Source organism: Streptomyces olivochromogenes (genome assembly GCF_001514115.1).
Classification (GTDB): Bacteria; Actinomycetota; Actinomycetes; order Streptomycetales; family Streptomycetaceae; genus Streptomyces; species Streptomyces olivochromogenes.
Window position 1 is genome coordinate 167929 of sequence record NZ_KQ948471.1, and the last position, 14599, is coordinate 182527.

Annotated in this window: 13 protein-coding genes and 2 pseudogenes; 8 read left to right on the forward strand and 7 right to left on the reverse strand. The window is 69.4% G+C overall.

Annotated features, from left to right (window positions below):
• Positions 1-182 precede the first annotated feature (182 nt).
• Positions 183-1031, reverse strand: coding sequence for a hypothetical protein (locus AQJ27_RS40345; RefSeq protein ID WP_067380411.1), 849 nt, complete (start codon positions 1029-1031; stop codon positions 183-185).
• 183 nt (positions 1032-1214) lie between these two features.
• On the opposite strand from AQJ27_RS40345, the pseudogene AQJ27_RS59240 reads away from it, so the two are divergent.
• A pseudogene (locus tag AQJ27_RS59240) lies at positions 1215-1325 on the forward strand (IS5/IS1182 family transposase); the annotation flags it as partial.
• 164 nt (positions 1326-1489) lie between these two features.
• Here the strand turns inward: AQJ27_RS59240 and AQJ27_RS59245 are convergent.
• The gene (locus tag AQJ27_RS59245) at positions 1490-1636 is read right to left on the reverse strand and encodes a hypothetical protein (RefSeq protein WP_235613894.1); all 147 of its coding nucleotides are present in this window, start codon (positions 1634-1636) and stop codon (positions 1490-1492) included.
• Between the two features lie 72 nt (positions 1637-1708).
• Here AQJ27_RS59245 and AQJ27_RS55050 point away from each other — a divergent pair, with 72 nt between their 5' ends.
• The gene (locus AQJ27_RS55050) at positions 1709-2566 is read left to right on the forward strand and encodes an LPXTG cell wall anchor domain-containing protein (protein ID WP_067380414.1); all 858 of its coding nucleotides are present in this window, start codon (positions 1709-1711) and stop codon (positions 2564-2566) included.
• 182 nt (positions 2567-2748) lie between these two features.
• Entirely contained in the window at positions 2749-3234 is a 486-nt protein-coding gene (locus AQJ27_RS40360; protein WP_201264475.1) for a hypothetical protein, read from the forward strand.
• A 400-nt stretch (positions 3235-3634) separates the two neighbouring features.
• On the opposite strand, the gene AQJ27_RS40365 is transcribed toward AQJ27_RS40360, so the two are convergent.
• Positions 3635-3862, reverse strand: a complete 228-nt coding sequence (locus tag AQJ27_RS40365) for a hypothetical protein (protein ID WP_067380417.1) — start codon at positions 3860-3862, stop codon at positions 3635-3637.
• A 109-nt stretch (positions 3863-3971) separates the two neighbouring features.
• Between AQJ27_RS40365 and AQJ27_RS40370 the strand changes: the two genes are divergently transcribed.
• The 3 genes and pseudogenes from AQJ27_RS40370 to AQJ27_RS40380 all read left to right on the forward strand — a co-directional run bounded on the left by AQJ27_RS40370 (position 3972) and on the right by AQJ27_RS40380 (position 5820).
• Complete coding sequence (locus tag AQJ27_RS40370; RefSeq protein WP_067380420.1) at positions 3972-4265, forward strand: hypothetical protein; 294 nt, start codon at positions 3972-3974, stop codon at positions 4263-4265.
• 176 nt (positions 4266-4441) lie between these two features.
• A pseudogene (locus AQJ27_RS60985) lies at positions 4442-4667 on the forward strand (ISL3 family transposase); the annotation flags it as partial.
• Positions 4668-4830: 163 nt separating this feature from the next.
• Positions 4831-5820 carry a hypothetical protein gene (locus AQJ27_RS40380; protein WP_235613895.1) on the forward strand — a complete coding sequence of 330 codons (990 nt, stop codon included), beginning with the start codon at positions 4831-4833 and terminating at the stop codon, positions 5818-5820.
• Positions 5821-6236: 416 nt separating this feature from the next.
• Here AQJ27_RS40380 and AQJ27_RS40385 read toward each other — a convergent pair whose 3' ends face one another.
• Together AQJ27_RS40385 and AQJ27_RS60990 are read right to left on the reverse strand one after the other, a co-directional pair.
• Entirely contained in the window at positions 6237-6980 is a 744-nt protein-coding gene (locus AQJ27_RS40385; RefSeq protein ID WP_067380426.1) for a class I SAM-dependent methyltransferase, read from the reverse strand.
• Positions 6981-7046: 66 nt separating this feature from the next.
• Positions 7047-7274, reverse strand: coding sequence for a nucleotidyltransferase domain-containing protein (locus AQJ27_RS60990; RefSeq protein ID WP_067380429.1), 228 nt, complete (start codon positions 7272-7274; stop codon positions 7047-7049).
• A 209-nt stretch (positions 7275-7483) separates the two neighbouring features.
• Here AQJ27_RS60990 and AQJ27_RS40395 point away from each other — a divergent pair, with 209 nt between their 5' ends.
• Positions 7484-9190 carry an MFS transporter gene (locus tag AQJ27_RS40395; protein WP_067380432.1) on the forward strand — a complete coding sequence of 569 codons (1707 nt, stop codon included), beginning with the start codon at positions 7484-7486 and terminating at the stop codon, positions 9188-9190.
• A 462-nt stretch (positions 9191-9652) separates the two neighbouring features.
• Here the strand turns inward: AQJ27_RS40395 and AQJ27_RS40400 are convergent, their stop codons facing one another.
• Together AQJ27_RS40400 and AQJ27_RS60280 are read right to left on the reverse strand one after the other, a co-directional pair.
• Positions 9653-10258, reverse strand: a complete 606-nt coding sequence (locus tag AQJ27_RS40400) for a dihydrofolate reductase family protein (protein ID WP_067380435.1) — start codon at positions 10256-10258, stop codon at positions 9653-9655.
• A 1591-nt stretch (positions 10259-11849) separates the two neighbouring features.
• Positions 11850-11978: a hypothetical protein gene (locus tag AQJ27_RS60280; protein WP_268814630.1), complete on the reverse strand. Its 129-nt coding sequence runs from the start codon at positions 11976-11978 to the stop codon at positions 11850-11852.
• 412 nt (positions 11979-12390) lie between these two features.
• Between AQJ27_RS60280 and AQJ27_RS40410 the strand changes: the two genes are divergently transcribed.
• Positions 12391-14304 (forward strand): hypothetical protein, encoded by a 1914-nt coding sequence (locus AQJ27_RS40410; protein ID WP_067380441.1) that lies wholly within the window; start codon positions 12391-12393, stop codon positions 14302-14304.
• Positions 14305-14599: the final 295 nt, after the last annotated feature.

Consider the following 14599-nt stretch of genomic DNA (forward strand, 5'->3'; position numbering starts at 1 on the left):
GGGAGTGAGGACATCCCCGGGGCCCGGCGTATGGAGTCGTGCGGTTCAGCGACCCCGTCATCGCGAGGTCACATGTGCGCGATTGGTCTTGCGTTCGCCCGGGATCGGGGCGGCTTCGCGGCGCCGACTTGTTGAGTTCGGCGCCGCTGTGGTCGGGCCTGAGTGGTTCGGCGTCGCGGTGCTTACCTGACGTCGACGAAGTCGCCGGGTGCTGTCGAGGCGGCGGTGGTGGCGGTGCCCGCGAAGACGTAGCGGTAGTACCCGTCGACCGTGGCCTTGGTGGTGGTCTTCAGGACGCCGGTGCTGCTGGTCTTGACGGTCTTGAGGGTGGTGTAGGTGCTGCTGCCCTTCTTGCGGAACTGCAGCTTCGCGGGCTGGGAGGCGTAGCCGGCGTACTTGCCCGTCGACCAGTTCGCGCGGGCGAGCTTGCCCGTGACCGTGATGGTCTTGCCCTTCTTGACGGGCTCGGGTGTGGCATCGGCGCTCAGCGTGGAGGACTTTTTGATCGCGGCGGTGGCGACGTCGTCGTTGTAGCTGGCGTTCGCGTACAGGTCCCAGGCACCCAGGAACAGCTTCCAAGTGCCGGCTGCGCCGTTGTCCTTCATGTCGGTGGCGGGGTGGATGTTGAAGACGGCCTTGCAGTGGTAGACGCCCTGGGTCGCGGTCTCCGTGCAGCTGGGGTTGTCGTCCGTCCCCAGGCCGCCGGTGATGCCGGCCGTGGTCGAGCTGTCGGTGCCCTGCCACAGGAAGGCCTCGGTGAGGGCGACGCCGTTCTGGTCGGTGGCGGTGTACGTGACGGTGACGGACTTCGTGCCGGTGGTGCCGAGGACGATGTCCTTGCCGCCGTTGATGACCGCCTGCGAGAACTTGGTGTTGCCCAGCGAGTCGTTCGGACGAACGGTCTTCGAGGCGAAGGAGCTGAGCTTCGCCGACGCACCCGCACGCTCCGACGCCTGAGCGGCAACCGGAAGAGCGAGCGCGGACAGAACGACGGCACCGGAAACTACGGCGGCCGCGACGCGTATACGCATGAATCCCCCACGGGAACCTGAGAGGCCCGCCGAAGTCTCCCTCGTGCCGGGCCTGTTGATCTTCGCATCATATGAACTCAGGTCGGAAATGGTGAAGATCCCTTGTGCAATAAGTGCGTAACGGGCTAGGGATGTCCGGCGGGTCATGTGACTGTCGGTCCCCTTGGTCCCGTTGGTGTCGGTGTGGAGCGGGGTGATCCGACGAACGCGGAGTGGGCGTGGCTGGAGGTGTGTCTTCCGCCGCCCGGCCAGCGCGGCGGCCGTTGGAATGACCACCGCTCGGTGATCGACGGGGCGGGGTCGATGGTGCTGAACCATGGTGGCCAGGCAGACGCTGGTCGGTGTCAGAGCATCCTGGTGATGTACTGATCCCACCGGTGCAGCCAGTCGTCGTGCCCGTCCTCGCCGGCCGCGGGGACGGCCCGCAGGTCCTCGGGCAGGGTGGTCCCTTCCGGCGCTCAGGTGCCGTCGTTGAAGTAGCAGACCCACACGGCCTGGCGAGCGGCGTTGATGACGACGGCGCCCACGGCTCCGTCGTCGGCGAAACAGTGTCGATCCGTTGGGGACCGCTGCTCGTCGAGGGGCGAGCGTACAACCCTGGGCACTTGTGGGATGTCTTCACCGTGTACGGCAAGCAACGTCCCGATGCTTCCACCCGCACCGTGAGGACCCCTTCCATGAAGTTCCGTCCGGCTGTGATCGCGGCCGCCGCCTCCGTCGCCCTGCTCGCCGGCTCGCCCGCAGCCCGGGCGGCGGTGGATCCTGGGTCCCTGCCCAAGTGCACCGACGTGTCGACCGCCTACGGCGGCTACGAGCAGGATGAGCTGACGGCCTCGGTCGACGTGGAGGCCACCGTGCTGATGGCGGGCGGCGACTGGCAGCCGGCCCGGGGCTCCGTGACGAACGTCGGCAAGCGGGACCTGCCGGCGGTCGTGGCGAGTGTGGACCCCTGGCTCGAGACCGATGACCCGGAGCTGGCCGACATGAGCGACTTCGTGAAGGTGCAGGCACGGACCGCGGACGGCGGGTGGCAGCCGCTGGACGGCTCCGGCAGGATCGACGCGCCTGCGTTGAAGTCCGGCGAGACGAGGACGTACGAGCTGCGCGTGCGCGTCGTCAAGGATGCGCCGAAGACGCTCGGTGGCTCCGAGTTCGACTTCACGGGCGCCTTCGCGGACGTCTACCGCTTCCCGGACACCGGCAAGGAAGTCGCCTGCGCGGGCGTCGCCCACGGCAACGACACCTTCCGGATCCAGCGGACAGCCACCAGCCCGACCCCGCAGCCCACCACCGCGAAGCCGACGCCGAGCGCCACCACGCCGACCTCGACGCCCTCACCGGCGGACTCGGCAACGGCCGCCCCGACGTCGCCGCCCGCCACCACGTCCGCTCCGCCCGCCGCGCCGTCGGACACCGACGGGGAGATGGCCGAGACCGGCACCTCGAACGCCACCGTCCCCCTCGCCGCGGCCGCCGGGGCCCTCGCCGTGCTCGGCGCCGGAGCGGTGCTGTTCGCCCGCCGCCGCAGGGGCTGACCAGCGCGGCCTGGTGGCCAGGGGCGTCTGCGAGGACCGGAGCATGCCATTCGAGATCGTCACGGCCGATGTCGGCGACCTCCACCGGGTCCTGGACGACCACGCCCGCTACTGGGGCCCCTATGCAGTTCGTCAAGGGAAATCGGTCTGCGGCGGGGCCGGGTGCCGGGCAGTATGGCGGGGTGTCTGAGCTGTTGTGGGATGACGTCGCCTACTTCTTCGACCCTGACCTGATGGGGTCACTGCCGGACGTGCGTGTCCCTGATACCTCGATGGAGGACTGGCAGGCGGTCCTCGATCTGATGGGTGAGCGCGGCTGGAAGTGCCAGTACTCCGAGGGCGATGCGGTACTGCCGGTGCCCCGGGCGGAGGCAGTGCTCTCCCGTCCGGGGGACGCGGAGTGCCCTGAGCTGCGGGTCTGGCCGGCGGACGAGGTGCTGGCGATCTTCCGTTTCCATACAGCCGAAGAGATCGACTTCGATGTTGATCTGCGGGAGCTTCAGGGCCGGGAGCGACTCGATGTGTTCTGCGGTTTCCTGCGGGCGATCGGGCGGCGGCTGGGCAAACCGGTGCTGATGGATCCGGAGGGCGACTACGGGCATCCCGTGCTCGGGTTCGACGTTGAGAGCGATCGGGTCGTTCTCCTGGCTGAACCACCCGTCACGTGACCACTGGCAGCGGCGGGAGCTTGTCGGCGGTGAGCTTCGCGCGCCTGCTCTTGCTGTTCGACAGAAGCACCCCGAACTTGAGCTCGGTGCCGTCCTTCAGCCGCTCTACACGGGGTGGCTTTGTTCACGAGGTGCGGCTCTGGCTCTCGTTGTGTGGAGCGTGACCCTGCGTACACGACGTCGTGGGCAGCGCAGGGCTGTTGATGTCGCCGGGAGCCGCCGTTGTCTCGTGGTCGCCGGACATCTGCGCAGTTCAGCGATGGTCTCGGTCGTTGAGGCACGTGGGGCACGTCCTCATGCGGTCCGAGGCGAACCGTGGGTGAGGCCCGGGGTTATAGTCTGCGGCGAGAAGCGGGAGCGCGAGAGATCGCGTCGGGAGTGGGGGACTCATGGCCTTCGGCTACGGACGGGCCGCGGCCACCGCCGCACTGGCACTCGCAGCCTGTTGGGGCCTGGCGGCCTGCAACGACGGTTCCGGCTCGGCAGCGAGTACGGGCGCCGCGGCTACGGCGGCCCGGAGTGCGTCGGGATCCGCATCGTCCCCGGCCTCGCCCACTCCGACGGACTCGCAGGCGGTGACGGCATCCCTCAGCCCGACCGCGGTGGCGAGCACCTCTCCGGCCCCCACCGCCAAAGCGATAGCCGGTGTCTCCCGGCCGACAGCAACGCCGAGCGCCGCCGCTGCCGTTGCTGCCGCGTGTAAGAACCTGGCGGTCCAGGCCGCTGTGAAGTCTGCAGTGACCCAGACCTGGGAGCATGCCAAGGGGGTCAGCCACATCCAGCCGAGGCCCGGCAACTTCTACTACGGCAGCTGCGGCACCACGCTCTATGCAGCCGTCCGCTTCGAAGCTGGTGCCGGCGCGACAGGCGACGACCGGGTCCAACTCCAGGACGAGGGATCGGGCCTGCAGTCCTTCCGGTTCACCCCCAGCACCGGGTGGCGGTTCGTCGGCTCCGATGCTTTTCCGGCCACCGATGACTGCTCGCGGTTCGCGCCCGTCGCCCTGGCACGCCAGTGGAACTGCTCCTGAGCGGAGCCTCACCCGGCGGCCGAGCAGTGCGGCCCTGGAGGGGTGCAGTTCTTCTTGACGGAGTCAGCCCGAACGATCGCGACCTCGGGATGTTTGAGGCGGAGGCGGAGCAGCGGCTGGCGCCCGCGCGCCGAACCGGTCCCGTCCCCGTACCTTCCGGCAGGCAGTCAGAACGTCTACCGGCCTGGATCGCCCAGTTCATGACGATGACCTGCTCAGCCTGCACCGCTTTCGCATCCCACCTCGAACGCGACCTCGACGCCGTCGTCGCCGGACTCACCCTCCCCCTGGGACTCCGGCGTCGTCGAACGACACGTCAACTGGATCAAGATGCCCAAGTGCCGGATGTTCGGCCGGGCCAGCTTCGCTCTGCTCCGCAGGCGCGTCCTGCTCCACTCGTGAAGCAGAGCCGAATCCTCAACGAGTCCAAAGCCCTCCGAGGCTCTCGAAATCGGCCAGGGCCGCTCGTCGCCCCAGCTGGTCCGGTGCTCAACGGAGTGAGGAGCTTCGATGAGCACCGCGCGTGTCTTCGGCCAGGATCACCGGCTTGTGGGGTGTGCGGGCCATGTCGGACGGACAGACCCTCATCGGGGTCCCCGCAGCAGCCGTCTACGCTCTCGGCATGCAGCGCAGCGATGTCACGCGGGACGACGGCACGTGGGTGGGCCTGTCCCTGGACGTACAGGACCGCCACCAGCCGGGGCTGTGCGTGTTCACTGCCGGTGCGCAACTGCTGGTCTCCCAGATGTCGCAGCCTGTGCTGCTCGCCGTCGTCGATGAGCAACACGAGGGCGTGGACTTCTGGCGCACCGACGGCTACCGCTCCTTCGTCCCGCCCTTGCGTGCCGATGCGGGCCGCGCCCTGGCGGGCAGTTCGGAACGGTGGGCCCACCGCTTTGCGCAGTACCTCATCGACTCGCCGGGCAGCCCGTTGCACGAGGGCCGGTGGCTGCTCTCGTGCGAGAGTCCGCTCCGGCGCTGGCGCCACGCCCACGCTTCGCACGCCGAGTACTGGAGTTCGATGCTCGTCGACGGCCATCCAAACGGTTACATCGACTGGTTCCTCCATGCTGGTTCGTGGGAGGTCCTGCCGCTGCGGCCGATGCCCGATGCCGACGACAGCCGGGTCAAGGCGTACCGCAAGCAAGCCCGTGAAGGGACACTCCCACCCGTCCTGTTGTGGTGGGTCAGTGGCCTGGACTGCCATCTGATCCTGGACGGTCACGCGCGGTTGGCCGCGGCAGTCGCCGAATCCGTCGAGCCTCCGCTGCTGCAGCTGCACCGCACGGTCCCGCGCGATGACCTGGCCACGCGCACCGAGGAAGCCGTGGGCTGCTACGAGGACGAACTGGCACGCTTCGCCGAACTCCGCGCCATCCACGGCCCCGCCGTCCCGGACGGCGCCGCCACCGCCGGCCCACAACTCGTCCGTGTCCTTCACGACCTGAACACCGCGGAACAGCCGACCTGGGCCTGGCCCCTGCCCGGCAGGGAAGAGCAGTGGCGTCGCATCGCGCGCGAGGTGACAGACAGCCAGAACTGGCCCTGTACCTGACGGGGCGTCCTGTTCGGCCTGGCGGATCCACGTCAGCAGTAGGTATCCGCACCGGTGACGGACGAGATCGGCGAACGCGCGGGCGAGGTCGCAGGCCCGGGTGATGTCCGGGCAGGCGAGCCGGACGTCCAGCAGCCTCCGGTCCTGGCTTTCGGTGAGGGTTTCGCGGGGCCGCATGATCCATGAGGTGATCTTGCGAGGGCAGAACACCGCCGACGCCTTCACCGACGGCATCAGCGGACCACCACACCCCCGGCACAGCCTCGGCCCCGTGTCGTCGTCCGTGACCACGAGCAGCCTCAGCCGGGGCACCTTGTCCCTGCGCATGCGGCCACCGTACGAAAGGGCGGTTGCCTCACCACGACGCCGACATGGGGCAAGGTCAGAGACGCGGCATCTGTCCCGGCCATGCGGAGCTACTGTGCTGTCGGGATTCGGTAGACGGAGACGTGAGAACGCGACTCGGCGGTGAATGCGGCGCCGGCCCAGTCCGCATGTCTGGTCTCCAGTTCGAATCCGGCCAGCTGAGCCATAAGGTCGAGTTCGGCCGGCCAGATATAGCGATGAGGGCTCCGGAACAACCGCGCCTGCTCAGTCTCATCGAAACGGAAGTGGTGCGATACCACGTGCTGGCGCAGGACGTCGTAGGTGTCCAACCCGATGTAGCCGGGTTCGGACTGCCAGACGGTGGCCGTTTGGCCCGGTGGGAGCTTGCGCAACTCGGGTACCCAGAGCTCAATCACGAACCGGCCACCAGGCGTGAGGTGGCGGGCAGCGTTGCGGAAGCACTGGACCTGCTCATCCTGGGTGAGCAGGTTGGAGATCGTGTTGTAGACGAGGTAGACGAGGGTGTACTTCCCGGGGGCGACGGTGGTCGCCATGTCACCAATGATCACCGGGATCGTTGCTTCATCTGCCTTGGCTCGCAGTTGCTCCACCATCGGGAGCGACAGTTCGATGCCGGTGACAGGGACTCCTCGCCCGGCAAGCGGGACCGCTACCCGGCCGGTCCCGATGGCGAACTCAAGCGCTGCTCCGTCCTCGGCGATCTGGGCGAGACGGTCCACGGTCGGCCCCAAGACCTCGGGCGCGAACATGCCGGAGCCGGGCGTGTCATAGCGCTGGGCGGCATCGGCGTCCCAGATCTTCTCCTGCTGCATTCCGTCAACGCTCGCCGCTGGCCCATGCGATGTCCAGCGAGTTCTTCGCACTGCTCTGAGGAAGGATCAGAAAGAGCCAGTCATTGTCATGCAGGCATCAGGGACAGCTTCTGACATCCCATGGATGGTGCCCGTCACGAAGCATGAGGACGGGCAGGTGAATGGACGCTCGGGTTCGGGTGACGCCTGCACTGCTGAGCCGTCGTCGGCCAAGACCAGCGGGAGTTCGAGCTGGTGCAGGGCCCAGACCGGAGCGCCGGCGGTGGTGTTCTGGCCGGCGATGAGCAGGGTCATGGTGCGGCTGCGGATCTGCTCGTCGCTCTGGACGGCTTCGCTGGGGTTTGTCGGCGGCCGGGTGATGAACGGAGTGAATGACTTTGCGCAGACCCTAGGCGTACCGACTAGTCGGTACTAGCCTCTGGCCACGCTCTCGGAGCCGGGCGCAGCGCGCTCCCGTCGCCCCGACACAAACACCCGGTTTCCGTATCCCCAGGAGGAGCCGTATGTCCGCCACTCCGACGGCGTTCGACGCCGACAGACCCACGCCCGATGGGCCCGCCGTGGACGCCCGCGGCCCGCTGGCCTGGCTGTACCGCCGAGACCTGGCGGACTACCCGCCCACCGGTCGCCGCATGGCGTATCTCGCGATTGTGGTCATCACCACCGTCGTCCTGTACTACATGCTGTACATCCAGTACGCGGTGGCGACGTCGATCATCACGCACTTCGACATGACGTACCGCTACTTCGTCTGGGTCTCGGTGATCGGCAACGCGATCGGGGCCTTCGCCTCGCTCGTGGCCGGTCTTGCGGATCGCTGGGGCCGGGCGAATCTGGTGGTCTACGGGCTGCTGATCGCCGCGCTGCTGGTCTTCTTCGGGCTGCCGAACGCGGCGAACAAGACCACCTATCTGGTGCTCTTCGCGCTCGTCAGCTTCATCGAGGGCATCGTGCTGGTCGCCACCCCTGCGCTGATCAGGGACTTCTCCCCACAGCTCGGCCGGGCCACCGCGATGGGGTACTGGACGATGGGCCCGGTCATCGGCTCTCTGGTGGTCACCACCGTCACCAGCAACACCCTCGACAGCGCCACCTGGCAGGACGAGCTGCGTTATTCGGCGATCGCCGGGTTCGTCGTCTTCGTCGTCGCGATCTTCGCGCTGCGCGAGCTGTCCCCGGCGCTGCGCGACCAGATCATGGTGTCGCTGCGGGACCGGGCGCTGGTCGAGGCGCGCGCCAAGGGGCTGGACACCGAGGCGGTGCGCCGCGGCGAGTGGCGGCAGATGATGCGCCTGGACGTTCTGGGCTCGGCCTTCGCCATCGCCGTGTTCCTGCTGCTGTACTACGCGGCGGTCGGCAACTTCGTCGTCTACTTCGCGACCACCTTCGGCTACAGCGAGCAGCGCACCAACGCGCTGGCCAACTGGTACTGGGGGGCGAACGCCATCGCCCTGGTCCTGGTCGGCCTGCTCTCGGACCGGCTGAAGGTGCGCAAGCCCTTCATGATCGTCGGCGCGGTCGGCTCCGTCGTGGTGACCGCGGTCTTCGCCACCCGCGCCACCCACCTGACGACCGACTACTACACCTTCGCCTGGCTGTTCGTCGGCATCGGCGTCTTCAGCGGCATCGCCTACGCGCCCTGGATGGCGAGCTTCACCGAGACCGTGGAGAAGCACAACCCGGCGGCGACCGCGGCGGGCCTGGCGGTGTGGGGCTGGACGGTGCGCATCGTGGTCGCCGTCTCCGCGGCCTTCATCCCGGTGCTGGTGACTTCCGTGACCCCGCTCGTGGAGCACGGCGCCGAGGTCAAGGCCGCCTCGGTGCAGGCTGCGCCCGCGCTGGCCATCGTCAACGCGCACCCTCAGCTCTTCGCCGAGCTGAACAAGTACACCCCGACCACGGTGCCGCCCGCGCTGGGCGCCCGCGCCGTCAAGGAGGTCGGTGCGGAGAACCTGGGTGTCGTGCAGAAGGCGGCGCCGCAGCTGAAGCTGCTGCAGGAGTACGGCCCCGAGGTCCAGAAGGCGTCGAAGGACGGCCCCGGCGAGTGGCGCAACTGGTGGTGGATCTGCGTCGGCGGCCAGGTGCTCTTCCTGCCCTTCGTCTTCGTGATGGCAGGTCGCTGGAGCCCGAAGAAGGCGCGTGAGGACGCCGAGGCGCACCAGCTGGCGGTCGACCGCGAACTGGCCGCCCTCGCCGCCGCCGAGAAGTGACCGGACGCGGAGCCGACCGGCCGTGGACGGGCCGGCCGGCTCCGCGGTCGCGTGTATCGGGGCAGCGAAGCCCCGCACCCCGGGTCGACTGCCCCTGTCGCTGTGATGAATCAGGCCGGAGCCCTTCTTGATGCCGCGCCGCCACAGCGTCATCTCCAGGGCATCCAGCGGGAGTTCGGTGCACATGTGGGTGGCAAGCTGCCATCCGACGATCATCCGCGAGTACACGGACGAAGGCGACACAGAGCCGGCCGGACCAGGTCCGTACATAGGTCGACGGACCGGTCCACGGCCGTCCGCACAGCCCGGGCAGGTCATCACGGGCTGGCTCCCGCAGAGGTTCTCCGATCTCGCCGTCTTCACCCGACCGGGTAGGCGCGGCCTCGCTGGACGACGTCCTGGACCTGATCGTGCGTGACGGCCGGCCAGTACCAGGAGACCGGTCGGTGGCGCGGAGTCCTACTAGTAGCTGTCGTAGCTGGGCTTACCGTTCGGCCGGTAGACGCCGACGATGGTGCCGCCCTTCGTCGTCGAGACGCTGACCGGCTCCAGTGCTGTGGGGATCGCTCCGTCGGCGAACAGCCGCTTGCCGGTGCCGATGATCACCGGATGGATGGTCAGCCGGTACTCGTCGACGAGGCCGTGCTGCATGAGGGTCTGGGCGAGGTCGCCACTGCCGACGACGTTGATGTTGCCGCCGTCGGACGCTTTCAGCTTGCGTACGGCATCGACGATGTCGCCCTCCAGCAGCGTGGAGTTCTGCCACGCGAGGGACGTCAGGGTCCGGGACGCCACGTACTTGTGCATGCTGTTCATCCGATGGGTGAACGGGTTGCCGGGATCGGCGGTCGGCCAGTACGACGCGAAGATCTCGTACGTCTTGCGGCCGAGCAGCATCGCGTCGGAGTGCTCGTACCAACCGGAGATGGCCGTGCCGACCTCGTCGTCGGCCACCGGTTTCTGCCAGCCGCCGTGCTCGAAGCCGCTCTCAGCGTCCTCGTCCGGACCGCCCGGCGCCTGCATGACGCCGTCCAGCGTCAGGAACGTGCAAACGATGATCTCGCGCATGGTGCGCTCCCTTCGTCGACGGGTAGACCGCACAACCGCCAAAAACTCATCGGCGGAACTTCCGCGGCGTAGCACTGGATCAGCCCGGCTGTGAGGTGCGGTACCTCTTGGCCGACCCGAGCGGGCTCCGGTGCGTGCAGCTGCACGGCTGAGGAGAGCGTCAATGCGGAGCATCGGCAACCGACGACAACGCCGCAGATGTGCGTGCCAGACCCCGCGCCGCCGGGATGATCCAAACGACAGGCCCTAGCCGGAGGCGTCGGCCATCTCCTGCTCGTGGTGGTGCTTGAGCGCGTCACGGGCCGCGAGGACGTCGGCCGGGGCGAAGCTGCTCCAGTACCGCGCGGCGACATCTCCTGCGCCAACCCTTGCGTCTTCTCTTGCGTCTTCTCTTGCGCGAGGCTCGCCGACGCCGCCGCATCCGTGCAGGTCACCCCCACCGTACGGGCGTGGTCGGGCCTCTGACATCCCCGTTGCGACCGCTCTTGCCCATGCCCTGGCTGGAGTTGAGGAGAGGGAGGGCGGGATGGGCGGCGCGGCCGCTGCCGGGGATCGGGGCGCGCTCGCCGGTGTTGCGCGCCGGGCGGGGCCGACGCGCCAGGGCCGCCGACGGTGCGGCGGCTGTCCCGTCTCAACCGAGCCGAGGCACTGCGACGCTGTGTCTTGCGGTGCCTCAGAATGACTGTGACGGCGGATGGTCGGGCGTCACAATCGATCCGAGGCATCCTTCCTTCACATCGACTCTGCTCGGACGACGAAGGGGCGATGCGGCTGCTGCGCCGGCGCTGCGAGGCCGGTATGACCGCCCGCGGCCTCGACATCGATGCGGCCGCCGTACGACAGCTGGACTACGACTCGAAGCTGTGGAGCTCACGGAGCTGAGCTTCAGAATGCCGATCTCAGTTTGCGCGGAACTCATCGCAGCCCTGAGGCTTCCCGCAGCCCTGAGGATTCCATGTGGCTGTCGGCGTCAGCCCACTCTGCGTCGGGTGGCCGTCCGGGGCCCTGCCGCACCGCCCCGCTGAGGCTGTTGGCTCATGAGATGGCACAAGCTCGAACACGGGCGGGGGGAGGTGGTCTGCCGTCGTCTACCCCGCCCGGAGCGGGCCAGAGGGATCCGGCGCCGCGTCGTTTGTGCGGCCGGCGCTGAGGGTTCGTCGCGGGCTCGGGAGCGCTGTGGGGTGGGCTCCGAGGACTCCGCGGGTTCGCAACTCGCCGAGGTCTGGCAGACGGATGCCGGGCAGTGAGTCGAGAAGGTCGGCCTGGGCGGCGCGGATGTTCTGCGCGGGAGCCTCGGGGCCGGTGCCAAGAGTGCGGCGGGTGGTCACGATGATCATCGTAAGGGCGGCCCTTGGCCGAGGGTAGCGGGAAGCCCGGCGCCGTACGGTGGGCACGTCGCCAGGCTCACTTGGGCAACAAGCCGTCCGGCAGGCGGTTACGGCCCCTTCCATCCCGCCAGGATCGGCAAGGACGGGCCCGGCCGGAGTGATTGGCGCTCTTGGTTCCTCCCCGTACGCGGCGATCCACTCGCGGTGGACGCGCAGCAACGCACTCTGCCGCTCGGCGGCAGGCTGCCGGCCGGTGCCGCGCGTCACGACTGCGCCTTTGCCCGGGCGAGCTCCTTCAGCGCCATCCGGGCCGCCGGCGTTCCGGCCGCAGTCTGCCAGTACGGGTGTCCGGCGATGCGCCGGGACAGCGAGGACCCCCCCCATCTGATCACCGCGTTCCGGTAGGAGCGTGCTCCCTCCGCAGAGCACGGTCCCACCCGAACCCGCTCCACTTCAGGGCGGCGCGCTACACCCCGACCATCCGCCGGCCTGGTCTGCGGGTCATGGGGGTGTGCCGGCCGGTGGGTCCGCGATAGGCGGGCTGGGCAGGGCCGGATCAACGGCGGGTATACCAGCGGATGGTGGAGCCTCTCGCTCTACTCGTTCCAGGTGCCCCAGGCCGATGCCGCTGTCGATGACCCCGCTCAAGAGAAAGCTGCCGATGCTCGAGTAGGGGGCGATTCCAGCCGCTCGGGTGGGGCCGCCCGGACGATGTCGCAGTCAATGACGTGTCCGCGGGCGAGGGCCGGTTGGGCCTGGGCTGAGAGCCTTGTCCCACCGCGAGCCGGCGGGGATCATGACCGTGTGCAGCACCAAGAGAAACTCCACGAACTACTCGTACGCGCCGGACTCACGGTCGTCGAGGACGTGCGCCCGGGCAGCCTGTTCCCGCCGGAGGCCGGCTGGCGGATCGCACGGGGAATCGGGGCGCCGGACGGTGCGGCCCGGGAGGCGCTCGACGCCGCGTGGTGGCGCCGCCTTTGCGATGTCGACGGCGAGTTCCTGGTGGCTGTCCTCGGGCACCGGATCGGCGGCAACGACTCCTGGTGGACCCGGGTCCGCTACGCCGGCGGCGGTGCGCCGGGGCTGACCGGCGCCCCCGGGTTCGTGGCGCTCTCCCTCGACGGGCAGGTGCTGCTGGCGGAGGTGCCCGGCGCGGACGGGCCTCGGGTGACGGCCCTCGACCGGCTGCCGGATCGGCTGGAGGAGACGGCCGCCGGGCGCGAGACGGAGGCCGAGCGCGCCGAGGCGTGGGCGGCGGTGCCCGGCCGGCCGGCATGGCCTTTGCACTGGGCGGAGGGGATCGGGTCCAATCCGGCCGCGCCGGACGAACTGCTGATCCGGCTGCTGGATGTGGAGGAGGGCTTCCTGCACGGCTGCGACCGGCCCGCCGTACTCGACGCCGCCGTGGCACACCCCGATCCGCGGGTGCGCTCGAGGCCCGCCGACACCTTCCGGCCCAAGCTCACGTCCGATCAGTGGATACGCATGGTCCGCGCCGAACCGTCGCCGAGCCGGCGCGTGCTCTGGGCCGAGCATGCCCGCGCCTGGGGCGTCGAACTCCCCGGGGACCTGTACGACGACCTCCTCGCCGGCCCGTCCCGCGCCCAGGCCGCCGAACTCCCTGGGCTCCCCGCACACCACCTCCCCAGCCTCGCGGCCGACGCCGATCCCCGGGTACGGACCGCTGCCTGCGCCCGGTGGGAAGACCTCGCCGCGCCACTGCGGGAGCGGCTGCTGACCGACACCGACGACGCGGTGCGCACGGCGGCGCTGCTTGCCCACCACACCGGCATCCCCATGCCCCGCAAGGTCTTCGCCGCGCTGCCCGAGCCCCGGCGCGCGCTCGAACAGTGCTGCCTCGAGCCCGAGTTGGAGGCGGAGCTGGTCCGGGACGGGGACGCGGAGGTACGCCGAGCGCTGGCCGCCAACCCGCAGCTCAGTGCACACAGCGTCGCCGTCCTGGCGAAGGACCCACTGGACGACATCCGCTCCACGGTGGCACTGCGCCCCGACCTCACCGAGGAGCAGCGCGCCGCGGTGCGCTACGACTTCGACCCGACGTCGATGTCGCACACCCTGCCCTGGGTCGCGGACCTGCACGGTGACGCCGACGCGATGCGCCGCCTCGCCGTATCGTCTCATCCGCTCATCCGCCGCAGTGTGGCCCGTGCCCGGCATCTCCCACCGGACGTCGTGGAGCGTCTGGCGCGGGACGAGGACCGGACGGTCCACCTGTTCCTCGCCGAATCGTGCGACGGCGCGCCGGCCGAGATGCTGTTGGAGGTCTGGCGCTGGTGGGACGGCAGCTTCAGTCACCCCGGCCGCCCCCGCAGCCACCCCAACTTCCCCCGTACGGGCCTGCTGCGCTACGCCGACGACTCCATCGGGCGGATGCGCCGCTTGGCCCTGGACGATCCGGAGTCCACGTCGGCCGACGTCGCACACCTGGCTCGCGACCCAGAAGCCGAGGTGCGCCGCCGTGCGGCGGAGGACCCCCGGCTGTCACCGGCCGACGCGGTGCGGCTGCTGGACGACCCGGCGGACCACGTCCGCTGGACCGCAATGCGCAATCCGCGGCTGCCGGCCCGCGTCCTGGCCGGGCTGCTGCACGACCGCGACACGGCATGCGTGGCGGTCACCAACCCGGCGATCCCGGTCCCTGTCCTGCACCGGATCCTGGCCGCGGCAGCGGCAGCCGTGTCAGCCCGGCGCTGAGCACCGAAACCCCGCAGGGCGGCCGCGGCGGTCTGACGCCGAACCCCGGCACGCATTGCTGGTCACCCCTACGCCATCCCCGCGAGCTGCGGGTGCCGATGATTACGTCCGAGCTGGTCAGGCTGCGTGTGCGTACTTGTGGAAGAGGCCGCCGAGTCGGTCGCGTCGACGGATGTCGAGGTGGTCGAGTCGGTCCGGTTCGGTGATCGGTTCGCGGAGCGGCCGAAGGGGAGCTGCGCTGTGCAGGGTGCGGTGAGGCCGATGCTGGTTGTAGATCGACTCGAACTCGCCGAGC